Genomic DNA, 26,458 nt, shown 5'->3' with positions numbered 1-26,458 from the left:
GGGTGGTGCCGAGGACGTAAAGCGGAGCAGTCCTCGGCACCACCCCCGGCCCCGCCACCGCACCCACCATCCACCGAGGACCGCCCCCTCCCCCCGCCGGGCAGGCGCCCCGCGCTACGGCCGGCACACAACCCGTAGAAGCGGAGACGCAACGTGACCGGTACGCCAATGGTCCACGGGCAGCCCGAAGGGGCCGACCCCTTCGGCACCTCCCGGCTGCGCCGAGGAGTCCTGGAGGCATGGGCCGCCTCCCCCGCCCGCTTCCGGGAGGACGCCAACGCCGAGGAGGACCTCGCCCTCGGCGGCTACCGCGACCGCCTCGCCGTCGAACTGGCCCAGAACGCCTCCGACGCCGCCGCCCGCGCCGGCGTCCCCGGCCGCCTGCGGCTCACCCTGCACCCGGCCGACGGCGACGCCCCCGCCGTCCTCGTCGCGTCCAACACCGGCGCCCCGCTGGACGCCACCGGCGTCGAATCGCTCGCCACCCTCCGCGCCTCCGCGAAGCGGGAGGCGAGCGCCGCGTCGGGCGCGGTCGGCCGGTTCGGTGTCGGGTTCGCCGCCGTACTGTCGGTCTCCGACGAACCGGCGCTGATCGGCCGCACCGGCGGCGTCCGCTGGTCACTGGCCGAGGCGCGCGAGCTGACCCGCGAGATCGCCGCCCACAGCCCCGGGCTCGGCGGCGAACTGCGCCGCCGCGACGGTCATGTCCCGCTGCTGCGGCTGCCGCTGCCCGCCGAGGGCTCCGCGCCCGAGGGGTACGACACCGCCGTGGTGCTGCCGCTGCGCGACGCCGCCGCGTTGGCGCTGGCCGAGCACCTGCTCGCCGGGATCGACGCCGCACTGCTGCTGACGCTCCCCGGCCTCGCCGAGATCGTCATCGAAACCCCGGACGGCGTACGGGAGTTGCGGCGCACGCACGATGGCGAACTGGTCCGCATCGAGGACAGTGAGCGCGGCGACACCCGCTGGCGGGTCGTCACCGACGGCGGCCCGCTCCGGCCCGAGCTCCTCGCCGACCGGCCGGTGGAGGAGCGGCTGCGCCCGGTGTGGTCGGTGACGTGGGCGGTGCCCGTGGACGCCGACGGCGCCCCGGTGGCGCCCGGCACCGCGCCCGTGGTGCACGCGCCGACGCCGACGGACGAGCCGATGGGGCTGCCGGCGCTGCTCATCGCGTCGTTCCCGCTGGAGCCGACCCGCCGCCACGTCGCGCCCGGCCCGCTCGCCGACTTCCTGGTGGACCGCGCCGCCACCGCCTACGCCACGCTGCTCGGCGCCTGGCGCCCGCTGACCACCGCCGCCCTGGACCTGGTGCCGGGCCCGCTCGGCAAGGGCGGGATCGACGGTGCACTGCGCGGGAAGATCCTCCAGTCGCTGCCGCGGACCCGCTTCCTGCCCGCCGCCGCCCCGGCCACCGCGCCGCCCGCCGTGCCCGACGACACCTGGGACGAGCCCGGCACCGCCGCCCGCGACGGACTGCGGCCCGTCGACGCGGAGATCCTGGAGGGCGGCGGCGCCGACACCGTCGCCGTCCTCGCCGAACTCTTCCCCACGCTGCTCCCCGCCGGGCTGGAGCGCCGCCCGGAGCTGCGGGCGCTGGGCGTCGCCCGCGTCCCGCTCGGCGAGATGATCGACCGGCTCGCGGGCGTCGAACGCCCCCCGTCCTGGTGGTGGCGGCTGTACGACGCGCTGGCCGGCACCGACCCGGACCGGCTCTCCGGGCTCCCCGTCCCGCTGGCCGCGCCCGCCGGCGGCGCCGTCCGTACGACGCTCGGCCCGCGGCAGGTGCTGCTGCCGGTACCCGGTCAGGACGCAGCGGACACGGCCGACGGTGAGGCGGCCGCCCGGTACGCCACGCTGACCCGCCTCGGACTGAAGGTGGCGCACCCCGAGGCCGTCCACCCGCTGCTGGAGAAGCTGGGCGCGCTGCCCGCCTCACCGCGTACGGTCCTGACGACGCCGCAGGTCAGGGCGGCCGTCGCGGGCTCCCTCGACGCCGACGAGGACGCGTGGGACCTGCTCGCCGACCCGGACGGTCCGGGCGCCCCGCCCGGCGCCGACGAGATCGCCGAGACGGTCCTCGCCCTCGTCCGCGACGCGCACCTCGCCCCCGGCGACGAGCCGTGGCTGGCCGCCCTCGCCCTCCCCGGCGAGGACGGTGAACTCGCCCCCGCCGGTGAGCTGGTCTACCCCGGCAGCCCCTTCGAGCAGGTCCTCCGTGAGGGTGAACTCGCCGCCTGTGACGCGGAGTTGGTGGAGCGCTGGGGCGAACAGCCGCTGACCGCCGTCGGCGTGATGGCCGCCTTCGCGCTGGTACGCGCCACCGATGTGGTCCTCGACCCCGACGAACTGGAGCCCCGCGACGGCGACTTCGCCGAACCGGACGACGCCGGACTGCTCGACGCCGTCGACGTCTGGTGCGAGGACATCCTCGACGCCCTGCCCGACACCCCCGTACCGCCGGTCGTCACCGAACTGATCGCCGTCCGCGATCTCGACCTCGTCGACGACGATGCCTGGCCGCAGGCGCTCGCCCTCCTCTCCCAGCCGCCGCTGCGCGATGCCCTGACCAGCCCCGTACGGGTCCTGCTGCCCGACGGCACCACCGAATCCGTCCGCCCCTACACCGCCTGGTGGCTGCGCGGCCACCCGGTCCTCGACGGCCGCCGCCCGGCCGGACTGCGCTCCGCCGCCGGAGACCCGCTGCTCGCCGGGCTGTACGAGGCGGCCGACGCCGGGGACGTCGACCCGCAGGTGCTGCGGGCGCTCGGGGTGCGCACCTCACTGGCCGCGCTGCTGGACGAACCGGGTGGCGCCGCCGAACTGCTGGGCCGCCTCGCCGACCCGGACCTGCCGGTCACCGCCGCCCAACTCCACGCGATCCACGGCGAGTTGGCGTCGCTCGACCCGGAGGCGGTGACGCTGCCCGACGCGCTGCGCGCCGTCGTCCCGGACGCCGACGGCGGGCCCGGCGGCGCGGTGCGGGTGGTCGACGCGGCCGACGCGCTGGTGGCCGACGCACCGGACCTGATGCCGCTGGCGGCCGGGCGGGCGCTGCTGCCCGTCGCCCCGGACCGCGCCGCCGCGCTGGCCGACCTGCTCCAGGTGGCGCGGCTGAGCGAGGCGGTGGCGGCCGAGGTGCGCTCCGAGGGCGTCCGGCACGCGGTGCCGGACGAGGTCCGGGCGCTGCTGGGGCCCGCCACCCCCGAGGCGTACACCGAACACGAGGAACTGCTGGTCGGCGACGGTGAGGCCACCGCCGAACTGGACTGGCGCCTGACGCCGGACGGCGCGCTGCACGCCGCGACGCTGGAGGGTGTGGCCGCCGGACTGGCCTGGGCCACCGGCCAGTGGCCCCGCCGCTTCGAGGTCGCCGCCCTCCTGGAGGACCCGGACCGGGGCGACGAACTGGCCCGCGCCCGCTGGTTCGACTGACCCGGACGCTACGGGGCGGCTCCCGGCACCCGCCGGAGAGCCGCCCTGTACCGCCCGGTGCGTTGCGTCAGCGCCTCATCCGGCGAACTTCTTGATCAGCCCCCAGATGAGGGCGCCCGCGCCGACCAGGACGATGAGCCATTCCCACCACTGGACCGGCCCGGAGCCGCTGCCGGACGAGTGGTAGCTGTGGTGGTAGTGATGCGACCGTGCCAGTACCTCGTGGGTGAGGTCCCCCGCGGAGAAAGCCATGGGCAGGCACCTTAGGGGGCGCGGTACCGGCGGCGCCAGCCGCGGGCGGGCACCGTGACCGGGCCGGTACACCGTTCCCGCGTGCCCGCTCCCCATCGGCGAAGCACCCGTCCCTCCCGCCGCGTCCGCCCGCCGTGGCACGCCTGTGACAGGCAACTCGCACCGCGTACGAGGGAGTTCACGCTTCCGCCACCCGCACTGCGTAGACCTGCGGAGACATCCGCGGTGGACCTGCCACCGCCCCCATGGAGGTGTCCGCATGTCCCGTTCCCTCACCGCCCGCCCGGCGCTCCGCGCCGCGACCGCGCTCGTCCTCGCCGTGGCCGCCGGAGCCGTCGTCCCGGCCGCCGTCGCCGCCCCCGCCACGCCGCGGGCCACCGCGACCGCCGCCGTCGACGGCAACGGCCGGGAACTCGCCTACACCGCCGCTCCGGGCCAGGCCAACGACGTCACCGTCACCGAGTCGTACGAGAAGGACGACCGCACCCGGCTCACCTATCTGATCGACGACACCGTCCCCGTCACCGCGGGGCGCGGCTGTGTCCACCCCGACGCCGCCGACGCCACCACGGTCCGCTGCACGGTCGTCACCGTCGAGAGCCAGGACCCGTACGCCGCGCTGACGATGGACCTCGGCGACCGCGGCGACCACCTCGCGCTCAGCAACACCGTGGGCGAGACGTACTACGTCAGAACCTCTCCGGCGACGAGGGGAACGACAAGCTGTACGGCGGCCCCGGCGACGACAACCTGAGCGGCGGTCCGGGCGACGACGTCCTGTACGGCAACAGCGGCAACGACCACCTCTACGGCGGCCCCGGCAAGGACCAGCTCTCGGGCGGCCCCGGCGAGGACGTCGTCCAGCAGGACTGAGCGCGGAACGGGACGGCCCCGGCGGGGCGTCCGGGACACGGACACGCGTCCGGCCTGCGGCCCCGGGGCGCCCCCACCCCGGACGGCCCGGCCCGCCCGCGTACCCGGCACCCCGGCGCCCCCTCACGCCGACGACCGCCCCAGCCTTCGCCACACCACCTCCAGCGTGAGCCCGGCGAGCACCGCTACCCCCACCGCCGTCCACGGCAGGACCGTGCCCACCAGGCGCAGCGCGAAGAAGCGCTGGAGCCAGGGGACGGCCAGCACGATCAGGAAGGCGGCGCCCATCGTCGCGACCAGGGCCACCCGCCACCAGGTGTAGGGGCGGGCGATGATCGCCAGCACCCAGATCGCGGTGAGGAAGAGCGTCAGCGTCGCCGCGCTGGTCTCCGCGGGCAGCGCGTCCGGCCCGGTGTAGTGGTGGCGCGCCAGCAGATACGTCACGAACGCCGCGACGCCGGCGATCAGCCCGGACGGCACCGCGTACCGCATCACCCGGCGCACGAAGTGCGGCCGCGCCCGCTCCTTGTTGGGCGCCAGCGCCAGGAAGAACGCCGGGACGCCGATGGTCAGCGTCGACAGCAGCGTCAGATGGCGCGGCAGATACGGGTACGGGATCTGCCAGCAGGCCACCAGGAGCGCCAGCAGCACCGAGTAGACCGTCTTCGTCAGGAAGAGGGTGGCGACCCGGGTGATGTTGCCGATCACCCGGCGGCCCTCGGCGACCACCGACGGCAGCGTGGCGAAGCTGTTGTCGAGCAGCACGATCTGCGCCACCGCCCGCGTCGCCTCCGATCCCGAGCCCATCGCGACGCCGATGTCCGCGTCCTTCAGCGCCAGCACGTCGTTGACACCGTCGCCGGTCATCGCGACATGGTGGCCGCGCGACTGGAGGGCGGCGACCATGTCCCGCTTCTGCCGCGGGGTGACCCGGCCGAAGACCGTGCCGCCCTCCACCGCGGCGGCCATCCGCTCCGGCCGGTCGGGCAGCTCCCGCGCGTCCACCGGCGCCGCCGCCCCCGCCAGCCCCAGCCGCCCGGCGACCGCGCCCACCGACACCGCATTGTCACCCGAGATGACCTTGGCGGCGACGTCCTGCTCCGCGAAGTACGCCAGCGTCGCCCCGGCGTCCGGCCGCACCCGTTGCTCCAGCGCCACCAGCGCCGCCGCCGTCACGTCCCGGGCGAGCGCCGGATCGTCCAGCGCCCGCTCGCTGCGGGCCAGCAGCAGCACCCGCAGCCCTTCGGCGTTCAGCTCCTCGGTGTCGGCGAGCGCCGGATCACCGGGCGGCAGCAGCACGTCGGGCGCGCCCAGCAGCCAGGTGGTGCGACCGCCCGCGGGGTCGTCGAGGACGGCGCCGCTGTACTTCCGGGCGGACGAGAACGGCAGCGTGGCGGCGCACCGCCAGCCGTCCTGTCGGGGAAACGCCTCGATGAGGGCGAGCAGCGACGCGTTCGGCCGCGGATCGGCGCCGCCGAGGGCGCCGAGGACCTGCCGCAGCCGCGTCTCGTCGGCGCCGTTCAGCGGCCGCAGCGCGCTGACGTCCATCCCGCCCTCGGTGAGCGTGCCGGTCTTGTCGAGGCAGACGACGTCGACGCGGGCCAGCCCCTCGATCGCCGGCAGCTCCTGCACCAGGCACTGCTTGCGGCCCAGCCGGATCACCCCGATCGCGAACGCCACCGACGTCAGCAGCACCAGCCCCTCGGGCACCATCGGCACGATCCCGGCGACCATCCGCCGCACCGCGTCGTCCCCCGCCATGTGCAGGGTGAACAGATGGCTGAGGATCAGCCCGAGCGCGGTCGGGACCATCATCCACGTCACGTAGCGCAGGATCCGGCTGATGCCGGTGCGCAGCTCGGAGTGGACGAGGGTGAAGCGGCTGGCCTCCTCGGCGAGCTGGGCCGCGTACGCCTGGCGGCCGACCTTCGTCGCGGTGAACGCCCCGCCGCCGGCCACCACGAAACTGCCCGACATCACCGGCTCACCGGGCTTCTTCAGCACCGGATCCGCCTCGCCGGTCAGCAGCGACTCGTCGACCTCCATGCCGTCCGCCTCCAGCACGGTGCCGTCGACGACGACCTTGTCGCCCGGACCCAGCTCGATGACGTCGCCGAGGACCACCTCGGAGGTGGAGAGCGCGGTGGCGCGCCCGTCCCGCCGGACGACCGGCTTCGCCTCCCCGACGACCGCGAGGCTGTCCAGCGTCCGCTTGGCGCGCAGCTCCTGGAAGATGCCGATGCCGGTGTTGGCGACGATGACGAAGCCGAACAGCCCGTCCTGGATCGGCCCGACGATCAGGATGATCACGAAGAGCACGCCGATGATGGCGTTGAAGCGGGTGAGGACGTTGGCCCGCACGATGTCGGCGACCGAGCGCGAGGAGCGCACCGGCACGTCGTTGACCTCGCCGCGGGCGACCCGCTCGGCGACCTCGGCGGCGGTCAGCCCCGGATGCGCGGGCGGCCCGCCGCCCGGCGTCCCGGTGCCGTCATCGCCGTCCGGCCCCCCGGAGCCACTGCTGTCCGCCCCCGGCCCACCGCCCGGTTTCGCCCACTGCGTCATGGTTCGACGGTACGGGGAGGGGGCGCGGCGCACCCGCTGGGCGGGTGAAGGGGTGGCTCAGGCGCCGTCGGCGGAGGCTGCCGCGGCGGCGCGCTTGATGGCGGCGTCGCGCTTGCGGACGTACCAGATGCCGAGGCAGCCGAGCGCGCCGCCGGCCAGGCAGGTCCACACCCACCAGGCGTGGCCGTTCCGCTCGAACACGGGGTAGAAGGGCAACTGGCCGAGGAAGAGGACGAACCAGACGATGGTGCCGCCGGTGATCGTGCCGACGACGGGACCTTCGAGCGGCGCCGGAGCCGCGCGCAGTTCGGACTTCTTCCACATGGGCCCCAGCTTACGGGGGCGGTGCGGCGGCTCCGTGCGGGTGGTCCGGCCGCTTCCCGGGGGCGCCGGACGGCCGTGCGCGGCCGGGGTCTACGCGCGAAGATAGCGATCAACGAATTGTTTATTCATACTGAACTCTTCCGGATCTGACTGGTTTGAATCGTTGTTTGCTCCAAACTGATCGGGAAACGTTCTGTCCGTGCACCCGTCCCGGGACCACCCGGGCCGGGTCCCCGCGCCTGATCCAGGCCCGTCCCCCCAAAGGTCCCGCCCATGTCGTCCTCGGCCACCACCCCGGTCGAAAGCGCTCTTCGGAGCCCAGGCCATCCGCCCAAGAACGGGCTCGACCGCTTCTTCAAGATCTCCGAGCGGGGCTCCACGGTCGGCCGCGAACTCCGTGGCGGTCTGGCGACCTTCTTCGCGATGGCCTACATCATCGTGCTGAACCCGATCATTCTCGGCGCGGGCGTGGACAAGTACGGTCACCACCTCGACAACGGGCAGCTCGTCACCGCCACCGCCCTGATGGCCGGCCTCAGCACCGTCCTGATGGGCGTCGTCGGCAACGTCCCGATCGCCATCGCCGCGGGCCTGGGCATCAACGCCGTCGTCTCGCTCCAGCTCGCGCCCAAGATGAGCTGGCCGGACGCGATGGGCATGGTCGTCCTCGCCGGTCTGGTGCTGATGATCCTCGTCGCCTCCGGTCTGCGGCAGCGCGTCATGGACGCCATCCCGCCGGGGCTGCGGCGCGCCATCGCCATCGGCATCGGCATGTTCATCTCGCTGATCGGCCTGGTCGACGCCGGGTTCGTCAGCCGTAACCCGGACGCCGCGCACACCACCGTGCCGCTGGGCCTGGGGCAGGGCGGTCAGCTCAAGGGCTGGCCGGTGCTGGTCTTCGTGCTGGGCCTGGTGCTGATGTTCATGCTGGTGGTGCGCAAGACCAAGGGCGCGATCCTGATCGGCATGGTGGTCATGGCCGTCGTCGCGATCATCATCAACGCCGTCGCCACCATCCCGGACGCCGCCTGGGGCCTCGCCGTCCCGAACGTCCCGGACAAGATCGTCGGCGCGCCGGACTTCGGGCTCATCGGCCACATCAGCCTCTTCGGCGGCTTCAAGGAGGTCGGCCTGCTGACCGGCTGCCTCTTCGTCTTCACCGTGCTGCTCTCCGGCTTCTTCGACGCGATGGGCACGATCATCGGCGTCGGCGAGGAGGCCGGGCTGACCGACGAGAGCGGCAACCTGCCCGGCATGGGCCGCATCCTGATGGTCGACGGCATCGCCGTCGCGGCGGGCGGCCTCGGCTCCGCCTCCGCCAACACCTGCTTCGTCGAGTCCACCGCCGGTGTCGGCGAGGGCGCCCGGACGGGCCTGGCGAACATCGTCTCCGGCGGGCTCTTCCTGCTCGCGCTGGTCTTCACGCCGCTGGCGACCGTGGTGCCCGCCCAGGCGGCGACGCCCGCGCTGATCGTCGTCGGCTTCCTGATCATGGCGTCCAACGTCCGGGACATCGACTGGGGCGACTTCACCGTCGCCATCCCGGCGTTCCTCACCATGATCGCGATGCCGTTCACGTACAGCATCACCAACGGCATCGGCATCGGCGTGCTCGCCTTCATCCTGCTGCGCTCCGCCACCGGCCGCTTCAGGGAGATCCCCTGGCTGCTCAACGCCGTGGGCCTGTGCTTCCTGGTGTACTTCCTGCTCAACCCGATCGAGCAGCTGCTCGGCAAGTAACGCCCGCCGCTTCCTCGGAGGTGCCGGCCGCCGCGTCAGCGGGCCGGCACCTCCGGCGTTTCCGGGGCCGTCCCGCGCACCGGGCGGGCGGCGCCGATCAGCAGCAGCGGGGTGGTGAGGGCCAGCAGTCCGGCGGTGAGCAGCGCGGTGCGCGGCCCGGCGACAGCGGCGAGCAGCCCGCCCGACGCGGTCAGCGCCGCGATGGCCGCCCGGCCGGTCACCGACCACGCCGCCAGCACCCGCGCCACCCGGTCCGCCGGAATCCGGTCGAGCCGGTACGTGACGAGCACCGGGTTGTAGACGCCGATACAGCAGATCATCGCCAGTTCCACGGCGACGACCAGCGCGAAGCCGCCCGCTCCCGGCCCGGTCAGCGCCAGCCACGGCAGCCAGCACACCCGCAGCGTCCCGGCGGTCAGCAGCACCGCCCGCCGCCCGAACCGCGCGACGAGCGGCCGGGCCAGCCGGGAGCCGATCAGCCCGCCCGCACACGGCAGCGCGAAGGCCAGCCCGTACAGCCAGGGCGGGAACCCCAGCCGCTCCACGAGCAGCACGGTGAGCAGCGGCTCGGTCGCCATGATCAGCCCGTTGACCAGCACGGTGTTGAGGAACAGCGGCCGCAGCCCCGGATCGCCCAGCAGGAACCGCCAGCCGGTGAGGAGATCGGCGGGGCGGGGGCGGGGGTGCCGGGCCCGGGAGCCGGTCGTCGCTTCCGCGGTGGCCGGGGCGGCGGCGCCCGACCGGTGGCCGTCCGCCGCGTCCGGCTCCGGCCCACCGGACCCGGCGCCGCCCGCCTTCCCGCCGCCCGCGTCCCCCGTACGCGGTCCAGGGACGCCGCCCGGCCGGGGCTCGCCGCCGCCGACCGCCCGCAGCCCCAGCGCCGACAGCAGGTAGCTGACCGCGTCCGCCGTCACCGTCAGGACCGGGCCGAGGACGCCGACGGCGGCGCCGCCGAGGGGCGGGCCGAGCATGGTGGTGGTCCAGGTCGTGGCCTCCAGCCGGCCGTTGGCGCGCAGCAGGCGCTCCGGCGGCAGCAGCGCTTTGAGGAACGCGCCGCTCGCCGCGGCGAAGGCGATGTCGGCGGCGCCGACGACCACACAGACCACCAGGAGCTGCGCGAAGCCGAGGAGGCCCAGCGCGTACGCGGCGGGGACGCTCAGCATCGCCGCGCACCGCACCAGGTCCATCGTGATCATCACGGGCCGTTTGCGGCGCCCCTCCACCCAGGGCCCGAGCGGTACGGCGGCCACCGCACCGACCGCGGCACCCACCGCCGACAACGCCGCCACCTGCGAAGGCCCGGCGTGCAGGACGAGAAGGGCGGTCAGCGGCAGGGCGTTGAACGCGAGCCGGGTACCGAAGGCGCTGACCGTGTACGCCGCCCACAGCCGGTTGAACCGCCGCCCGAGCGGCTCCTCGGAGACCGACACGCCCGCGCACTCCTCGCCTCCCGGCCGCACCTCGCGCGCGGACCGGGCGACGTTAGCGGGGCACGGCCCCGGGGGCAAACGGTCCGGCGGGGGAGGGGCGCGGCGGCCGTACGGGTGCGGGCGCCGGCCGGGCGCGCGGAACGGAGCGGGTGGGGGAACGGCGGATCGGGCAGCCCGTCCGCTCAGCTCCGCCCCGCCCGCTCAGGCCCCGGCCCGCTCACCGGAGGCCGCCGCCGGGGATCCGCCGGCCGCTTCCGCCGGTGTGTCGCCCCAGCCGCCGAGACGTTCCGTCGCGTCGACGGAGCACTGGAAGCGTTCGTCGAAATCCTCGCGGACGAGCGTTTGGACGACGTAGTCCTGGACGCTCATACCGCGTTTCGCCGCGTGCTGCCGGATGCGCTCCAGCAGTTCGTCGTCCAGACGCAGGCTGAGCACTCGCGATCCCATGAGGACACCGTCCCCGCAGACCCCCGCCGGTCGCGTCGTTTTCCCGCGCGTCCTCACTCGTACGGGTGATGCGGATGCCGCCGTCTCCCACGGCTTTCTTTAGAAAGGGTAATGAGTTACGCTAACGAACATGCCGGACCTGTCCAGCGGCGACGACGCTGCCGCCGTGAGCGCCCTGCGGGGCGCCGTGATGCGCCTCTCCCGCCGCCTCAAGCACCAGCGGGTGGACGAGTCGCTGAGCCCGACCGAGATGTCGGTGCTCGGCACCCTCGCCCGCTGCGGCCACGCCACCCCCGGCGAGCTGGCCCGCAAGGAGCATGTGCAGCCGCCGTCGATGACGCGCATCGTGGCCATGTTGGAGGCCAAGGGACTCGTCCGGCTGGAGCCGCACCCCGACGACCGCCGGCAGAAGGTCGTCACCCAGACCGAGCAGGCCGAGGCGATGCTCGCCGAGAGCCGCCGCAAACGCGACGCCTGGCTCGCCGAGCTGGCCACCGGGCTGGACGACGACGAGTGGACGAAGCTGCGCGCCGCCGCGCCCGTCCTGGAGAAGCTCGCCCAGTTGTAGCGACACCGAAGCCGAGGAGGCGAACCGACGTTGAGTACGGGATCCGGATCAGACTCCGTCCCCGGACCGCACATACCGAACGGGACGACCCCCCGGGCCCCCGGGCGCGGAACGCCGCCGAGCGCACCCGCCGCCCCCCGGAAGGGCATGTTCAGCTCACTGCGCGTACGCAACTACCGTCTCTTCGCCACCGGCCAGGTGGTCTCCAACACCGGCACCTGGATGCAGCGCATCGCCCAGGACTGGCTGGTACTCAGCCTCACCGGCTCCTCCGCCGCCGTCGGCATCACCACCGCCCTGCAGTTCCTGCCAATGCTCCTCTTCGGGCTGTACGGCGGGGTCCTCACCGACCGGTTCCCCAAGCGGAAGCTGCTGCTGTTCACCCAGGCGGCGATGGGCGGCACCGGTCTCGCGCTGGCCGCGCTGACCCTCTCCGGCAGCGTCCAGGTCTGGCACGTCTACCTGACCGCGTTCCTCCTCGGACTCGTCACCGTCGTCGACAACCCCTCCCGGCAGGCGTTCGTCGTCGAGATGGTCGGCAAGGAGGACCTGCGCAACGCCGTCAGCCTCAACTCCGCCAACTTCCAGTCCGCCCGCCTCATCGGTCCGGCCGTCGCCGGTGCGCTGATCACCGCGTTCGGCAGTGGCTGGGCGTTCTTGCTCAACGGCCTGTCGTTCGCCGCGCCGATCGCCGGACTGCTGCTGATGCGCACCGCCGAACTGCACAAGGTGGAGCGGGTGCCGCGCAGCAAGGGCCAGCTGCGGGAGGGGCTGCGGTACGTCTCCGGGCGGCCCGAGCTGATCTGGACGATCGTCCTCGTCGGCTTCATCGGCACCTTCGGCTTCAACTTCCCGATCTGGCTGACCGCCTTCACCTACCACGTCTACCACCAGGGCCCGGGTACGTACGCGCTGTTCAACTCGTTGATGGCGGCCGGATCGCTGGTCGGTGCGCTGCTCGCGGCGCGGCGCGCGTCGTCCCGGCTGCGGCTGCTGGTCGGCGCCGCGGTGCTCTTCGGGGTGCTGGAGATGGCCGCCGCGCTCGCCCCGTCGTTCTGGGTCTTCGCGGCGTTGCTCGCGCCGATCGGCGTGGTCGGCCTGACGATCAACGTCACCGCCAACTCCAGCGTCCAGATGGCCACCGATCCGCTGATGCGCGGCCGGGTGATGGCGCTGTTCATGATGGTCTTCGTCGGCGGTACGCCGCTGGGCGCGCCGCTCGTCGGCTGGATCACCGACACCTTCGGCCCGCGGATCGGCTTCCTCTCCGGCGGCCTCATCTCGCTGCTCGCCGCCGTCCTCATCGGCCTGATCCTGGCCCGCGCGGGCGGTCTGCGGCTGAAGATCGATCTCCGCCGAGGCCACCGGCACGTCGCCTTCGTCCCCCGCGCCTCGCTCCCGGAGGACGGCGCGGAGCCGGCCGGCTCCCCGGACAAGCCGCTGACGGTCGCCTGACCCGTCCCTTCCGCCACCGGCCCCCGCCTCCCGAGGCGGGGGCCGGTGGCGGTTCCGGGCACCCGTTCCCGTACGGGGCTCCGTACGAACGCGCCGTCCCCCGGACGGAACCCTCCCGGCCGCGCGACACTGGCCGGGTGAGACTCTTCGCCGCCGTGCTGCCGCCCGGGACCGCCGTCGCCGAGCTGGCGCGTCAGGTCGGGGCGCTGCGGGAGCTGCCGGGGGCCGGGCGCCTGCGGTGGGCCGGGCGGGACGGCTGGCACTTCACGCTCGCCTTCTACGGGGAGGTCCCCGACGAGACCCTGCCCGAGCTGCGGGAACGGCTGGCCCGGGGCGCCCGGCGGCACGCCCCGTACGGGCTGCGGATCGCCGGTGGCGGACGGTTCGCCGACCGGGTGCTGTGGGCGGGCGCCGACGGAGAGCTGAGCGCGATCGGGAAGCTGGCGGGGACCGCCGCGGCGGCCGGGCGCCGGGCCGGGCTCACCGGGCCCGACACCGCCGGGCGCCGCGGCTTTACCCCGCATCTGACACTGGCCCGCAACCGCGACCCGCGGGTGGAGCTGGCGCCGTTCGCCGCCGCGCTGGACTCCTTCGACGGCAGCCCCTGGACCGTCGCGGAGATCGCGCTCGTCCGCAGCCATCCGCCCGCACCGGGCGTCGCGGGCGCGCAGCCGCACTACGAGACGGTGGACACCTGGCCGCTCGGCGGCGCGCCGGGGCCGCCTTGACGGCGGGGCGCGGGGACCGACGACCCGGTCGCTGAAACGTTCGGATCGCGCCCGGTACGCTCACAGGGTGGACCCCAAAACCCGGAACCGGATCATGTCCGGTCTGCTCGCGCTCCTGCTCGTCGTCGTCATCGTGGCGGCCGCCCTGCGCTGAGCGACCCCGCGCCGGACGGCCCGTGCGGGCGCGGGCCGTCCGGCGGCCCCTCCCGCGGGCCCGGCCCGTCCCCTCGCCGGACGGGCGGGCTTCAGTACGTCTCGACGAAGCACATGGCGAGGGCGGAGCCGCCGAGAACGACCAGCTGCGACACGCCGGAAACCCACCGCCGGAAGGCCAGGAGAGGGCCGGCGACGACGACCGTGCCGACGGCGAGGAGCCGGACGAAGTCCCACTTCGCCTCGGTACGCGTGGCCGCGTCGGGATGCTGCATCCCGGTGTGGATGCCGACGTCCCACATGCCTGCCCCGTAGAGCACGAAGAGGACGGGCAGGACGAGGAGCTCGCCCGCGAACAGGGCGACGGCTGTGGCGCGGTCGCCTGCTCGTATCGGTCGATCGGTGCTGGTCATACCGGGTACGACAGGTCTGCCGCGGGCCCGGTTGTGCCGGAAGCGTCCATGACCCGCCGGGGCCGGGGCAGGGCGCCTCGCACACCGCGGTACGCGGCGGGGCCGGCTCACCCCGCCGCGTACTGCGGTGTCCGGACGCCGGGGCGCGCCGCGTACGGCCCGCCGACGCCCCACGCCGCGTACAGCGTGCCCGCGAACGCCGCCGCCAGGGCGTGCTCGCCGGCGGGGGAGGGGTGGGTGCCGTCGTAGGTGTGGCGGGCCAGGTCCCAGGCGGGGGCCGGGGCGAGGACGAAGGGGGAGACGGGGGTGGTGAGCGCGGCGGCGGTCTCGGCGAGGAGGGCGTTGAAGCGGGCGCATCCGGCGGCGAACTCCGGGTCGTCCACCGCGCGGGAGTTGGGCAGGACGGGCAGCAGCACCGCCCGGAGGTGCGGATCGGCGCGGCGGGCGGCGGTCAGGAACGCCCGGACGTTGGCGGCGGTCTGCTCCGGGTCGGTGTAGAAGCCGAGGTCTATCAGCCCGAGGGAGACCAGCAGGGTGTCCGGCCGGTGGGCGCGGACCGCGTCGCCGATCAGCGGCGCCATGTGCAGCCAGCCCTCGCCCCACCCGGCGAGATGGCGCCGCGCGTCCGCCGGGAAGGCCGGGTCCCCGTAGCGCTGCGAGGTGGCGGTGTCGGTGGCGGTGTCGTGCAGCGCGTCGCGCGGCCCGACCAGCCGGAGCGGCCCGTCGTACGTGGCGCGCAGGTGCTGCCACAGGCGGTAACGCCAGGTGAAGTCACCGCAGCTGCCGATGGTCATCGAGTCACCGACGGGCATGATCCTCATCCGGACATGATCGCCGACGGCGTTACCGGGCGGTACGTGACGCTGCCCACGCGGGCGCGGAGGCCCGTGCGGGCCGTACGGGGCTCGCGTCCGGTGTGCGGACGGTGCCGGGGCCCGCGTACGGCGGGGAGGGCGGGGCCGCGGGCCACCGGGAGGGGCGGGATGTCCCGCCGCGTCCGGCCCGATCGTCCCCGCTCACCGCAGCGGCGTCCTGCGCCGGGAGGCGGGATGGCACCCTGAGCCCATGCGTTCGCTTCTGTGCGCGGCCGGTGCCGCGGGGCTATTGATGAGTGCGGCCGCCGCTCCCGCGGCCGCCGCCGAACCGGAGGGCTTCCGGATCGGCGACCACCGGATCACCGAGTCCAGCGGCCTGATCGCCAGCCGCGCGCACCCCGGCGTCTACTGGACCCACAACGACAGCGACGACGGCCCGTACGTCTACGCCGTCGACTCCCGCACCGGCCGCACCGTCGCCACCGTCACCCTGCGCGGTATCGGCGACCCCCGCGACGTCGAGGCGATCTCGCTCGGCCCGGACGGCAACCTCTACGTCGGCGACATCGGCGACAACCTCGGCGGCAAGTGGGACCACGTCTGGATCTACCGCTTCCCGGAGCCGAAGCAGCTGCGCGACCAGACCGTCACCGCCACCCAGTTCGACGTGGCGTACGCCGACGGGCCGCGCGACGCCGAGGCGCTGATGGTCCACCCGAAGACCGGCCGGGTCTACATCGCCAGCAAGAAACAGGACGGCGGCGGTGCCCTCTACGCCGCCCCCGAACACCTGACGACATCCGGTACGAACGTCTTCCGCAAGGTCGCCCCGATCGACCTGTGGGTCACCGACGGCTCGTTCTCCCCCGACGGCACCCGGCTGATCCTCCGCAGCTACTTCGGCGCTCGCATGTACGCCTGGAAGGACGGCCGCCCCGAGGACCTCGGCAGCGTCGGCGTCCCCGTCCAGCAGCAGGGCGAATCGGTCTCCTTCACCCCCGACGGCCGCACCCTGATGTTCGGCTCCGAGGGCGCGAACAGCCCCGTCGAACCGGTCGGCCTCAGCGGTGAGCAACTCCCCGAATCCGCTGCCGGCCGGCCCTCCGACGACACGGAGAACACCGCCGGGAAGGACGGGTCCGGCTCCGCGCTCAGCCCCGGACTGGTCAAGGCGGGCCTGGTCTTCGTCCTGGCGGTGGTGGTCGTCACGGGGCTGCGGCGGATGCTGCGGCGCAAGGGGTGAGGGGCGGCGGCGCTCCTCACCGTGGGGGCGGCACCCTCACCGCGGCGCGTCGAGGACGCAGAACTGCTGGCCGCCCGGGGCGGTGAGGACCCGCCACGGAGTGTCGCCCTGGCCGATGTCGGCGGGGGTGGCGCCGAGTTCCGTCAGACGGGCCACCTCCGCCGCCTGGTCGTCGCCGCGGTACGGCATCACATCGAGGTGGGCGCGGGTGCGGACGGTGTGCGTGTCGGGGGTGCGGAGGAACTCCAGGTAGGGGCCGACGCCTTGGGCGGAGCGGAAGCGGGCGTGGTCGTCGGTCACCTCGTGGAGGGTCCAGTCGAGGGCTTCGTCCCAGAACCGGGCCTCGGCGCGGGGGTCGGCGCAGTCGACGACGATCGCGGCGACGGGGCCGGTGTCCCGGTAGAGCTCGCGGGGCTCCAGGACGCAGAAAACGTTGCCCTCGGGGTCGGTGAGGACGTGCCAAGGGACGTCGCCCTGGCCGATGTCGGCGGGGGCGGCGCCGAGTTCCGTCAGACGGGCGACCAGCTCCGACTGGTGGTCCGTGGAGGTGGTGGCCAGGTCGAGGTGGACGCGGTACGCGACCGTTTCGGGGTCCGGGACGGTGACGACGTCGACGCAGACGGCTTCGGGTCCGGGCCAGTTGAAGCCGACGGGCTCCACGTTGGTCACACCGGGGCCCTCGCTGGACAGTCCCCAGCCGAGGGCCGCCGCCCAGAACCGGCCGAGCGCCGTGTCGGACCGGGCCTTGACGTTCACGTTCACGAGTCGCAGGGGCATGCGGCCGATCGTAGGCGCCGGGCGGGGGCGCGGGAGAGGGAACGCACACCGGGCCCGCACGCGGAGGAATCGCCGTCCGGCGGAGTGGTCGTCCGGGGCGGCGGTGGCCTGATGCAGCGGACGGGACGAAACCGGACGGTGGGGACGAGAGCGCAGGTCCGGGGCGTACGGGGGACCATCGCCGGGATTTTCGGGCGCTGTTAGCGGGGCGTTAGCGGGACGCCAACGCCCCGGCCCATGGTGGAGTGGTCGAACCCCACGGCCCGGCGCCTCCGGCAGGCCGCTCCCCCCATGGCAAAGGAACGCACCACCATGTCGCACCGCACTCTTCTCCGTCCGGTCCGTACCGCCGCCGCTCTCACCGTCGTCGCCGCAGCCGCGTTCGGGCTGACCGCGTGTGACAAGTCGGACGGCGGCTCGGACTCCGCCGCTTCCTCCTCCGCCTCGGCGTCCGCCACCACCGGCGGCCAGGCGAACGCCGAGGGCCCGGGGTCCGACGACGCCAAGCCCGGTGACCCGGCCGCCACCGGCGGCTCGACCGGCGGCTCCGGTACGTCCGGTGGCTCGACGGGCGGTTCGACCGGTGGTTCCGGTGCGGCGGCCCGCGCGGCGGCGTCCGCCGCCTCGAAGGACTCCTCCGGCGACCGCTGCGAGGCCGACGTCCTGAAGCTGGAGCTGGGCCAGGGCGACGCGGGCGCGGGCAACATCCGCTACCCGCTGTCGTTCACCAACACCGGAAAGAAGAGCTGCACGCTGCGCGGCTACCCCGGTGTCGCCCTGAGCGCCCGGGACGGTGTGGTCATCGGCCACCCCGCGGACCGCGAGGGCCCGGCGGGCTCCGCCGTCACCCTGGCGCCGGGTGCCTCCGCGCACGCCGTGCTGCACACCGTCAACGAGGGCCTCAAGGACGGCCCGTGCTGGAAGAGCGCCGACCTGGTCCAGGTGTACGCGCCCGGCTCGAAGACCCTGATGACCGCCCGCGCCTCGCAGGGCCTGCGGGTCTGCGGCAACGAGTTCCTGGTCTCCGCCCTGGAGTCCGGCAGCGGCAGCTGACCCGCCGCGGCGGCCCCGGATACGGGGCCCGCGCCCGGGTCCCGTACCCGGGCCCCTGAGCCGGCCCGCGGGAACACCTGCCTCCCTCGGGCCGACCCACGGCCCCGCGCCGCCCGCCGCCGGAACCGGACTTCCCCTTCCCGGTCCCGGCGGCGCCCGGCGCCCGGGGCCACCCCCGCCGGTTGCCGGCACCGCCCCCCGACGGTGCCGGCAACCGGCGCGTTCCGGGGGCGTACGGGCCGGTGGCGGGCGTGCTGTGGGGGCCGTCCGCCACCGGCTCCGCACGAGCGCCCGGCCGGATGCCGCACGAGCGCCCGGACGGGTACCGGGCCGGATCCCGGACGAGCGCCGGGCCGCCCCTCCCGCAGCGCCGGCGGCCTCGGGCACGGCCGCCCGCCCGGCAGATCCCGCCCGCGGGCACGCCGGGCTCGCCCGCCCCGGCCCCCGCTACAGCGCCCCGCCCTCGTCGTCCCACCGCTTCTCCGCATCCGTCTCCGTCTCCGGGCCCGTCTCCGGCCCGGTGTCCCGGGCCTCCGGCTCCTTCAGACCGGTCAGGCGCAGTTCGTAGTGGAGGGTGGCGTCGCGGAGGACGCGGTGGGCGAGGGGGACGAAGAGGCCGTGCAGCAGCGGGTACTTGCGGGTCAGACTGCGTCCGGCGCGGCGGTACTCGCGGGTCGCCGGATCGAGCGGCCGCACCCGCGCCCGGTAGGTGGGACCGGTGGGGCGGCCGCGCCAGGTGGAGCAGCAGATCTCCACATCGGGGAAGTTCCGCATCCGCTTGACCTTCGCCGCCTTGCCGTACGTACGGAAGTACGCGTGATCGCCGTCGACGGAGAGGTTGACCGGGGTGCCGACACCGGTGCCGTCCCGTTTGAAGGTGGTGAGCAGCACCGCGCCCTGTCGGACGAAGGAGGCGAGGCCGGGATCGGTGGGGGGAGTGCTCATATCTCCCATGGAGGCACGGACGACGCGCTCCGGCTCGCGGGGGCGGGGCCGTTCGGGCGGGGCGGCGGCCCGGACGCGGGGGCCCGCGGGCCCGTACGGCGAGGGCCGGTGCGCGGACGCGGCGGCCCCGCGGACATGGCGGGGCCCCCGGATCCGCGCGGGAGCCGGGGGCCCGGTGCCGTGCCGTGCGGGCCCGGCCGCCGTACGGCCGGGCCCGGGAAGGTCAGAGCTGGCCGATGACGTGGTCGATGCAGACCGTCAGCGCCTCGACGTCCGCCGGGTCGATCGCCGGGAACATCGCGATGCGCAGCTGGTTGCGGCCGAGCTTGCGGTACGGCTCGGTGTCGACGATGCCGTTGGCGCGCAGCGCCTTGGCGACGGCGGCGGCGTCCACCGAGTCGTCGAAGTCGATGGTGCCGATGACCTGCGAACGCTTCGCCGGGTCGGTGACGAACGGAGTGGCGTACGAGGACTTCTCGGCCCAGCCGTACAGCGCGGCGGCGGAGGCGGCGGTGCGGCCCGTGGACCATTCCAGACCACCCTGGCCGTTGATCCACTCCAGCTGCTCGTTGAGCAGGAAGAGGGTGGAGAGCGCCGGGGTGTTGTACGTCTGGTTCTTGACGGAGTTGTCGATCGCCGTCGGCAGCGAGAAGAACTCCGGGATGTGGCGGCCCGAGGCGTGGACGGCGCGGGCGCGCTCCAGCGCGGCGGGGGAGAAGACCGCGATCCACAGTCCGCCGTCGGAGGCGAACGACTTCTGCGGGGCGAAGTAGTAGACGTCCGACTCGGCGATGTCGACCGGCAGACCGCCCGCACCGGAGGTGGCGTCGACCAGGACCAGCGCACCCTCGTCCGCGCCCGCGACCCGCTTGATCGGGGCGGCGACGCCGGTGGAGGTCTCGTTGTGGGTCAGGGCGTAGACGTCGGTGCCCGCCTCGGCGTGCGGCTCCGGGTGGGTGCCGGGGTCGGAGGCGACGACGGTGGGCTCGGCGAGCCACGGTGCCAGCTTGGCCGCCTTGGCGAACTTCGAGGAGAACTCACCGAAGGTGAGGTGCTGGGACTTGTTCTCGATCAGGCCGTGGGTCGCGATGTCCCAGAAGGCGGTGGAGCCGCCGTTGCCGAGGACGACCTCGTAGCCCTCGGGGAGGTGGAACAGCTCGCGTACGCCGTCGCGCACCGAGCCGACCAGGTTCTTGACCGGTGCCTGGCGGTGGGAGGTGCCGAGCAGGGAGGAGCCGGTGGCGGCCAGCGCGGCCAGCGCCTGTGTCCGCACCTTGGAAGGGCCCGCGCCGAAGCGTCCGTCGGCGGGCTTGATGTCAGCGGGAATCTGGATATCAGCCACGCAGGCAGCCTAATCCGTCCCCGATGCGGGTCCGGCGCCGCGTCCATCCGATGAGATACGGGCGCCTTGTTCCTCGGGCGCGCCCTTGCCGTTCCTGGCCGGCCCGTTCCGTAATGGACAGGTAAAAGGAAAACAAGGAATCTCGTCCGGGAAGCGTTGCGGCGGATGTGCGCCGGGCGCCGCACCCTGTCCGGGAGTGACGGACTGTACACATGTTGACCTGCGGCGTAAGGGTTCATCCGGGAGAGCGGAACGGTGTGTCGGTGTGCGTGTCGCGAGGCAAACGGAAGGCAAAGTTTGCAAAGTTCTTCACGGCCCCCGCAGAGCGCGTGGGCTCTTCCCCCTTGCGATATGACGCCTCCCTTCGGCGTGCCCGGCGTACGCCGGCGCCAGGGAGGGGTGATATTCCCACCCCGGAAAAGAGGTCCCATGACCCACGGAAGCGCACTCCGCGACGAAATCCGGTCCCCCGGAACGACTCCGCTCATCGGCGTCTACGACATGTACTCGGCGTCCATCGCCGCCACCCGGTTCAACGGTTTCTTCGTCTCCGGATTCGGCTTCGCCGCCTCGCATTACGGACTGCCCGACATCGGATTCATCGCCTGGCCCGACATGGTCGCCTTCGCCGAAAGGCTGCGGCTCGCCTTCCCGGCCCACCATCTGCTGGTCGACATCGACGACGGATACGTCGATCCCGAGGTCGCCTGCCACGTCGTGCAGCGCCTGGAGCGCGGCGGCGCCTCCGGCGTCATCCTGGAGGACCAGATGCGCCCGCGCCGCTGCGGGCACGCCGACGGCAAGCTGGTGCTGCCGCTGGAGACGTACCTGGAGAAGCTGAACCTCGTCCTGGAGAGCCGGCAGGACCTGGTGGTCGTCGCCCGCACCGACGCGACGGAGGAATCCGAGATCCTGCGCCGCGCCGAGGCGCTCGCCGAGACCGACGCGGACGTGGTCCTCGTCGACGGCGTCCGCAGCGTCGAATGGCTGCGCCGCATCCGCAAGGTCATCGGCGACAAGCCGCTGCTCTTCAACCAGATCGCCGGCGGGAAATCCCCCCGCCTCTCCCTCTCCGAACTCACCGACCTGGAATGCCAGGTCGCCATCTACAGCACGCCCTGCCTGTTCGCCGCCCACAGCGCCATCGACGCCGCCCTGGAGAACATCCAGAATTCCGACGGCCGGCTGCCGGAATTCGCCGGAGCCAACGCGATCGGCGTCCGCAGCTCCACCGAACTGCTGGAGAAGAACATCAGCCGCCACCACACCCCGCGCCGCCCCGTCTCCGTCTGACGCCGGCCACCGTACGGAAGACCCCGGGGCCGGTGCCGCACCACGCCCACCGGCCCCGCACCCGGCGAGAGAACGGAAACGGAACATGACGAACGGAAGGGCCCCGGCGGCGCCCCACGCCCACCGGAGGCGGAACGGAACCCGCGTCACCGAGGCGCTCCGGACCGCCCGCACGGCCCTCGCGGTCGCGGTCGGCGTCTGCTGCGCGGTGCCGTACACGGCGGGCACGGCCCTCGCCGACGCCCCCGACGGCGGTATGGAGACCCACCACGGCCCGTCCCTGATCACGATCGACAACTCCAACGCCGACTCCTGGCTGGAGGTCGACCGGACCCTCAACATCCTGGCCCCCCTGAGCAAGGGCACCGCCGGCAGCGACCACGACGGCGGCGGTGGCGCCATCGACCAGCGCGTGGAGAACTCCCAGGGCGCCAGGCAGAAATCCGTCCCCCACGACGACCCCCGCAGCGAGGACGAGGACGAGGAGGAGGACACCCCGCCCCCGCGCACCCGGGACGCGAAGGCGGGCGGGGACGATCCGGAGGGGGACGCGGACCGGGACGACCGCCCGGCGAAACGGGGGTGAGACCGCCCCCGCACCGCCCCCACTACGCCACCCGCACCCCCTCCGCCCCGCCCGGCCACGCCGTAACGCGCGAACCGGGCTGCGGATGGGCAGGCTGCCTGCATGCCTGAGCGTACGGAGACACAGCGGCGGGAACTGGTGCGGGAGCTGGCGGCGGCGGTGCGGGGGGAGGTTTCGGGGGATGCCGGCGCGCGGGCGCTCATGACGATGGACGCGTCGAACTACCGGCGGGTGCCGGAGGCGGTGGTCGCGCCGCGGGACGCGGGGGACGTGGCGGCGGCGCTGCGGGTGTGCCGGGAGCGGGGCGTGCCCGTCGTGCCGCGCGGGGGCGGGACGAGCATCGCGGGGCAGGCCACCGGGGTCGGGGTGGTGCTCGACTTCACCCGGCACCTGCAAAAGATCACCGCGCTCGACCCGCGGGCGCGGACCGCCACCGTTCAGCCGGGGGTGATCTGCGACGACCTGCGGGCCGCCGCCGCCCGGCACGGGCTGACGTTCGGGCCGGATCCGTCCACGCACAGCCGGTGCACCGTCGGCGGCATGATCGGGAACAACTCGTGCGGCTCGCACTCGGTCGCCTGGGGCACCACCGCCGACAACGTCGAGGAGCTGCGGCTGCTGACGTACGGCGGCGAGGAGGTGCGGGCCGGACGCGGGACCGGTGCGGACGGGGCGCCGGACGGGCTGCCGCCGCGGCTCGCGCACGGTGTACGGGACCTCGTCGGGCGGGAGCTGGCGCTGTTGCGGACCGGTTATCCGAAGCTGCCGCGGCGGATCTCCGGGTACGCGCTGGACGCGTTGCTGCCGGAGCACGGGACGGATCTGGCGCGGGCGCTGACCGGCAGCGAGGGCACGCTCGGGGTGCTGACCGAGGCGACCGTACGGCTGGTCGAGGCGCCCGCGGCGCGGGCGCTGGCGGTGCTCGGGTACCCGGACGAGTCCGGTGCCGCCGAGGCGGCGCACACGCTGTTGCCGTACGGGCCGCTGACCGTCGAGGGGATGGCCGCCGACCTGGTGGGGGACGCGGCCGGGCTGCCCGAGGGCGGGGCGTGGCTGTTCGTGGAGACCGGCGGGACGAGCGCGGCGGAGGCGGCGGCGCGGGCCGAGGAGATCTGCCGGGCGGCGCGCGGCGAGACCACCGGGCACACCGTCGTCGCCGATCCGGCCGGGCAGCGCGCGCTGTGGCGGGTACGGGAGGACGCGTCGGGGACGGCGACGCGGCTGCCCGATGGCACCGAGGCGTGGCCCGGTTGGGAGGACTGTGCGGTGCCGCCCGCGCGGCTCGGGTCGTATCTGCGGGAGTTCCGGGCGCTCCTGGCCCAGCACGGGCTGCGCGGTACGCCGTACGGGCATTTCGGGGACGGGTGCATCCACGTCCGGATCGATTTCGATCTGCTGAGCGCGGCGGGGGTGCGGCGCTTCCGGGAGTTCTCCGTCGACCTCGCGGACCTCGTCGTCGCGCACGGCGGGTCGCTCTCCGGTGAGCACGGCGACGGGCAGGCCCGCGCCGAGCTGCTGCCGCGGATGTACGGCGATCGACTCGTCGGGGTCTTCGAGGAGTTCAAGGCGCTCTGGGATCCGGCGGACGGGCTCAACCCGGGGATGCTGGTGCGGCCCGCGCGGCTGGACGAGAACCTGCGGTTCGCGGTGTTGCCGCGCGGGCCGGTGCCGGTGGAGTTCGGCTATCCGCAGGACGGCGGGGACTTCTCGGCCGCCGTCCGCCGGTGCGTGGGCGTCGCCCGGTGCCGTACGGAGCACGTCGCGCCCGGCTCGGCGGAGGTGATGTGCCCGTCGTTCCGGGCGACCGGTGAGGAGCGGCATTCGACCCGGGGGCGGGCCCGGCTGCTGCACGAGATGCTGGCCGGGGAGGTCGTCACCGACGGCTGGCGCTCACCGGAGGTGCGGGAGGCGCTGGATCTGTGCCTGTCGTGCAAGGGGTGCCGCAGCGACTGCCCGGTCGGCGTGGACATGGCCACGTACAAGGCGGAGTTCCTGCACCACCACTACGCGGGGCGGGTGCGGCCCGCCGCGCACTACAGCATGGGGCGGCTGCCGGGCTGGCTGCGGGCCGCCGCCCCGCTCGCGCCGCTGTTCAACGCGGCGGCCCGCACCCCGCTCGCCGCCCTCGGCAAACGGCTCGGCGGGATCGCCCCGCAGCGCGATGTCCCGGAGCTGGCGGCGGAACCGTTCACCCGCTGGTTCGCCCGGCGCGCCCGGGGGCGGACCGCGCCGCTGGATGCCGCGCGGACCGTCGTGCTGTGGCCGGACACCTTCACCACCTACCTCGCGCCGCAGGTCGGACGGGCCGCCGTCCGCGTACTGGAGGCCGCCGGGCAGCAGATCGCGATGCCGGGCCCCGGCGTCTGCTGCGGGCTGACGTACGTCTCCACCGGGCAGCTCGACAGCGCGCGGAAGGTCATGCGCCGCACCCTGGACCGGATGGCACGGGCCGGCGGCCATCCGCTCGTCGTCCTCGAACCGAGCTGCGCCGCCACCCTCCGTACCGACTTGCCCGAACTGCTGCCGGACGACCCGCGGGCCGCCGCGCTCGCCGCGTCCGTCCGCACCTTCGCGGAGGCATTGGAGGAACGCGCCCCCGACTGGCGGCCCCCGCGCCTGGACCGGCCGGTCGTCGGCCAGACCCACTGCCACCAGCACGCCGTCCTCGGCGACGCGGCCGACCGGCGGCTGCGCGAGAAGGCCGGTCTGACCGGCACCCTCAGCGGCGGCTGCTGCGGTCTGGCCGGCAACTTCGGCTTCGAGAAGGGCCACTGGGACGTCTCCGTCGCCTGCGCCGGGGAACAGCTCCTGCCCGCCGTACGGAACGCCCCGGACGGCGCGGAGGTCGTCGCCGACGGATTCTCCTGCCGCACCCAGCTCGCCCAGCTGGCGGAGCGGCCGGGGCGGCACCTGGCGGAGGTGCTGGCGGAGGGGCTGGACCGGGCGGCGGGCCGGGACGGAGGGACGCCCGGGGGAGGGGACCGGGGCGGGCCGGTCGGGTAGGGGCCCGGCCACCGGAGCCGGGTCCGGGACGGTCCCGGTGCCCCGGTCGCGGCCTCGCGGAGGGACGGGCCGCCCCGCTCGCCGCCGCCCTTCACCCCTCCCGCAGCACCTCCCGCGCCAGCCGCCGCAGGTCCGCCAGGGCCGGATGCTCCGGCTCGTCGCGCCAGGCGAGGACGACCGGGACCGGCGGGGCGTCGGTCAGCGGGATGTACGCCATGGTGGGCAGCGGGTGCATCCGGGCGGTGGCGGTGGTGGTGACGCCGACGGCCCGGCCGCCGGTGATGGCGGCCAGCCAGTCGTCGGTGTTGCCGATGGTCACGGTGGACGCGGGGCGGGCGTCCGGGGGCCACAGGTCGAGGGTGGTGGTGCCGGAGACGGTGTTCAGGGCGAGGGTGCGGCCGGCGAGGTCGGCCAGCGCCAGGTGCGGGCGGGCGGCGAGCGGGTCATCGGCGGCGAGACCCGCCACCCGCTCCTCGGTGAGCAGCAGTTCGGTGACGAGTCCGGGGGTGCGGACCTCACCGCGCAGCAGCGCCGCGTCCACGTCACCGCGCGCGAGCCCCGCCGTACGGTCGTCGATCCGCAGCAGCTTCAGCGGGGTGTCCGGATGCTCCTGGTGCCAGCGGCGCAGCAGTCGCGGGGTGTACGGGCCCGCCGCCGACCAGGCGTGGCCCAGCCGCAGCGGCCATGCGGCGTCCCGGGCGGCGCCGAGCGCGCGGTCGAAGGCGGCGGTCGCGAGGGCGGCCTGATCGCGGAAGCGCAGACCCTCGGGGGTGAGCGCGAGGTGGTGGGTGGAGCGGTCGACGAGGCGGACGCCCAGTTCCTGTTCGAGTTGGCGCAGGGTGCGGGAGACGGCGGGCTGCGTCAGATGCAGCCGTTCGGCGGCGCGGGTGACGCTGAGGGTGTCGGCGATGGCGAGGAAGCAGCGGAAGTGACGCAGCTCGATGCTCATACGCGCGGAGCATAACAACAGGAAAAACGGCATTTCACGGACCGGATCGGCGGGCCTTAGCGTGGTGGCGTG

Annotated in this window: 23 protein-coding genes; 12 read left to right on the top strand and 11 right to left on the bottom strand. The window is 74.4% G+C overall.

The features are described from left to right. Positions 1-168: 168 nt before the first annotated feature. Positions 169-3,432: a sacsin N-terminal ATP-binding-like domain-containing protein gene (locus ACZ4M8_RS09625; RefSeq protein ID WP_467605360.1), complete on the top strand. Its 3,264-nt coding sequence runs from the start codon at positions 169-171 to the stop codon at positions 3,430-3,432. 75 nt (positions 3,433-3,507) lie between these two features. Here ACZ4M8_RS09625 and ACZ4M8_RS09620 read toward each other — a convergent pair whose 3' ends face one another. After that, positions 3,508-3,684, bottom strand: a complete 177-nt coding sequence (locus ACZ4M8_RS09620) for a hypothetical protein (protein WP_467604925.1) — start codon at positions 3,682-3,684, stop codon at positions 3,508-3,510. Between the two features lie 259 nt (positions 3,685-3,943). Here ACZ4M8_RS09620 and ACZ4M8_RS09615 point away from each other — a divergent pair, with 259 nt between their 5' ends. Then, positions 3,944-4,438 (top strand): hypothetical protein, encoded by a 495-nt coding sequence (locus ACZ4M8_RS09615; protein WP_467604924.1) that lies wholly within the window; start codon positions 3,944-3,946, stop codon positions 4,436-4,438. Beyond that, positions 4,408-4,557 (top strand): hypothetical protein, encoded by a 150-nt coding sequence (locus ACZ4M8_RS09610; RefSeq protein WP_467605357.1) that lies wholly within the window; start codon positions 4,408-4,410, stop codon positions 4,555-4,557. The genes ACZ4M8_RS09615 and ACZ4M8_RS09610 overlap by 31 nt, the downstream gene beginning before the upstream one ends. A 123-nt stretch (positions 4,558-4,680) precedes the next feature. Here ACZ4M8_RS09610 and ACZ4M8_RS09605 read toward each other — a convergent pair whose 3' ends face one another. Then, positions 4,681-7,122: an HAD-IC family P-type ATPase gene (locus ACZ4M8_RS09605; RefSeq protein WP_467604922.1), complete on the bottom strand. Its 2,442-nt coding sequence runs from the start codon at positions 7,120-7,122 to the stop codon at positions 4,681-4,683. 57 nt (positions 7,123-7,179) lie between these two features. Continuing rightward, positions 7,180-7,446 carry a DUF2530 domain-containing protein gene (locus tag ACZ4M8_RS09600; protein ID WP_467604920.1) on the bottom strand — a complete coding sequence of 89 codons (267 nt, stop codon included), beginning with the start codon at positions 7,444-7,446 and terminating at the stop codon, positions 7,180-7,182. 273 nt (positions 7,447-7,719) lie between these two features. Here ACZ4M8_RS09600 and ACZ4M8_RS09595 point away from each other — a divergent pair, with 273 nt between their 5' ends. Further along, positions 7,720-9,186, top strand: a complete 1,467-nt coding sequence (locus ACZ4M8_RS09595; RefSeq protein WP_467604917.1) for an NCS2 family permease — start codon at positions 7,720-7,722, stop codon at positions 9,184-9,186. A 35-nt stretch (positions 9,187-9,221) separates the two neighbouring features. Here the strand turns inward: ACZ4M8_RS09595 and ACZ4M8_RS09590 are convergent, their stop codons facing one another. Next, positions 9,222-10,616: an MFS transporter gene (locus ACZ4M8_RS09590; protein WP_467604915.1), complete on the bottom strand. Its 1,395-nt coding sequence runs from the start codon at positions 10,614-10,616 to the stop codon at positions 9,222-9,224. A 201-nt stretch (positions 10,617-10,817) separates the two neighbouring features. Continuing rightward, positions 10,818-11,063, bottom strand: a complete 246-nt coding sequence (locus tag ACZ4M8_RS09585; RefSeq protein WP_467604913.1) for a ribbon-helix-helix protein, CopG family — start codon at positions 11,061-11,063, stop codon at positions 10,818-10,820. 130 nt (positions 11,064-11,193) lie between these two features. On the opposite strand from ACZ4M8_RS09585, the gene ACZ4M8_RS09580 reads away from it, so the two are divergent. The 3 genes from ACZ4M8_RS09580 to thpR all read left to right on the top strand — a co-directional run bounded on the left by ACZ4M8_RS09580 (position 11,194) and on the right by thpR (position 13,814). Next, positions 11,194-11,631, top strand: coding sequence for a MarR family winged helix-turn-helix transcriptional regulator (locus tag ACZ4M8_RS09580; RefSeq protein ID WP_467604912.1), 438 nt, complete (start codon positions 11,194-11,196; stop codon positions 11,629-11,631). A 30-nt stretch (positions 11,632-11,661) separates the two neighbouring features. Next, the gene (locus ACZ4M8_RS09575; protein ID WP_467604909.1) at positions 11,662-13,086 is read left to right on the top strand and encodes an MFS transporter; all 1,425 of its coding nucleotides are present in this window, start codon (positions 11,662-11,664) and stop codon (positions 13,084-13,086) included. A gap of 137 nt (positions 13,087-13,223) precedes the next feature. Continuing rightward, the gene (thpR, locus tag ACZ4M8_RS09570; protein ID WP_467604907.1) at positions 13,224-13,814 is read left to right on the top strand and encodes an RNA 2',3'-cyclic phosphodiesterase; all 591 of its coding nucleotides are present in this window, start codon (positions 13,224-13,226) and stop codon (positions 13,812-13,814) included. A 245-nt stretch (positions 13,815-14,059) separates the two neighbouring features. On the opposite strand, the gene ACZ4M8_RS09565 is transcribed toward thpR, so the two are convergent. Both ACZ4M8_RS09565 and ACZ4M8_RS09560 read right to left on the bottom strand, forming a co-directional pair. Then, positions 14,060-14,380 carry a hypothetical protein gene (locus tag ACZ4M8_RS09565; RefSeq protein ID WP_467604906.1) on the bottom strand — a complete coding sequence of 107 codons (321 nt, stop codon included), beginning with the start codon at positions 14,378-14,380 and terminating at the stop codon, positions 14,060-14,062. A gap of 107 nt (positions 14,381-14,487) precedes the next feature. Next, positions 14,488-15,192: a GDSL-type esterase/lipase family protein gene (locus ACZ4M8_RS09560; protein WP_467605354.1), complete on the bottom strand. Its 705-nt coding sequence runs from the start codon at positions 15,190-15,192 to the stop codon at positions 14,488-14,490. A 253-nt stretch (positions 15,193-15,445) separates the two neighbouring features. Here ACZ4M8_RS09560 and ACZ4M8_RS09555 point away from each other — a divergent pair, with 253 nt between their 5' ends. Next, positions 15,446-16,438 (top strand): TolB-like translocation protein, encoded by a 993-nt coding sequence (locus ACZ4M8_RS09555; protein ID WP_467604904.1) that lies wholly within the window; start codon positions 15,446-15,448, stop codon positions 16,436-16,438. A 36-nt stretch (positions 16,439-16,474) separates the two neighbouring features. Here the strand turns inward: ACZ4M8_RS09555 and ACZ4M8_RS09550 are convergent, their stop codons facing one another. Continuing rightward, a complete protein-coding gene (locus tag ACZ4M8_RS09550) occupies positions 16,475-17,215 on the bottom strand; it encodes a VOC family protein (protein WP_467604902.1) in 741 nt (246 codons plus the stop codon). Between the two features lie 312 nt (positions 17,216-17,527). On the opposite strand from ACZ4M8_RS09550, the gene ACZ4M8_RS09545 reads away from it, so the two are divergent. Next, positions 17,528-18,268, top strand: coding sequence for a DUF4232 domain-containing protein (locus ACZ4M8_RS09545; RefSeq protein WP_467604899.1), 741 nt, complete (start codon positions 17,528-17,530; stop codon positions 18,266-18,268). A gap of 447 nt (positions 18,269-18,715) precedes the next feature. Here ACZ4M8_RS09545 and ACZ4M8_RS09540 read toward each other — a convergent pair whose 3' ends face one another. Next, positions 18,716-19,213, bottom strand: coding sequence for a PPOX class F420-dependent oxidoreductase (locus ACZ4M8_RS09540; RefSeq protein ID WP_467604897.1), 498 nt, complete (start codon positions 19,211-19,213; stop codon positions 18,716-18,718). A gap of 223 nt (positions 19,214-19,436) precedes the next feature. Then, complete coding sequence (gene serC, locus ACZ4M8_RS09535) at positions 19,437-20,555, bottom strand: phosphoserine transaminase (RefSeq protein WP_467604894.1); 1,119 nt, start codon at positions 20,553-20,555, stop codon at positions 19,437-19,439. Positions 20,556-20,984: 429 nt separating this feature from the next. Between serC and ACZ4M8_RS09530 the strand changes: the two genes are divergently transcribed. From ACZ4M8_RS09530 to ACZ4M8_RS09520, 3 genes are all read left to right on the top strand, one after another. Then, the gene (locus ACZ4M8_RS09530; RefSeq protein ID WP_467604892.1) at positions 20,985-21,848 is read left to right on the top strand and encodes an isocitrate lyase/PEP mutase family protein; all 864 of its coding nucleotides are present in this window, start codon (positions 20,985-20,987) and stop codon (positions 21,846-21,848) included. A gap of 85 nt (positions 21,849-21,933) precedes the next feature. Beyond that, positions 21,934-22,434, top strand: coding sequence for a hypothetical protein (locus ACZ4M8_RS09525; protein WP_467604889.1), 501 nt, complete (start codon positions 21,934-21,936; stop codon positions 22,432-22,434). A gap of 102 nt (positions 22,435-22,536) precedes the next feature. After that, positions 22,537-25,437, top strand: a complete 2,901-nt coding sequence (locus ACZ4M8_RS09520; RefSeq protein ID WP_467604887.1) for an FAD-binding and (Fe-S)-binding domain-containing protein — start codon at positions 22,537-22,539, stop codon at positions 25,435-25,437. Between the two features lie 91 nt (positions 25,438-25,528). On the opposite strand, the gene ACZ4M8_RS09515 is transcribed toward ACZ4M8_RS09520, so the two are convergent. Beyond that, positions 25,529-26,386, bottom strand: coding sequence for a LysR family transcriptional regulator (locus ACZ4M8_RS09515; protein ID WP_467604884.1), 858 nt, complete (start codon positions 26,384-26,386; stop codon positions 25,529-25,531). Between the last annotated feature and the right edge of the window lie 72 nt (positions 26,387-26,458).

This window comes from Streptomyces sp. NPDC027185, from assembly GCF_055567035.1.
Note: the sequence above shows the minus strand (reverse complement) of the source record. Positions and strands in the feature narration are given on the sequence as shown.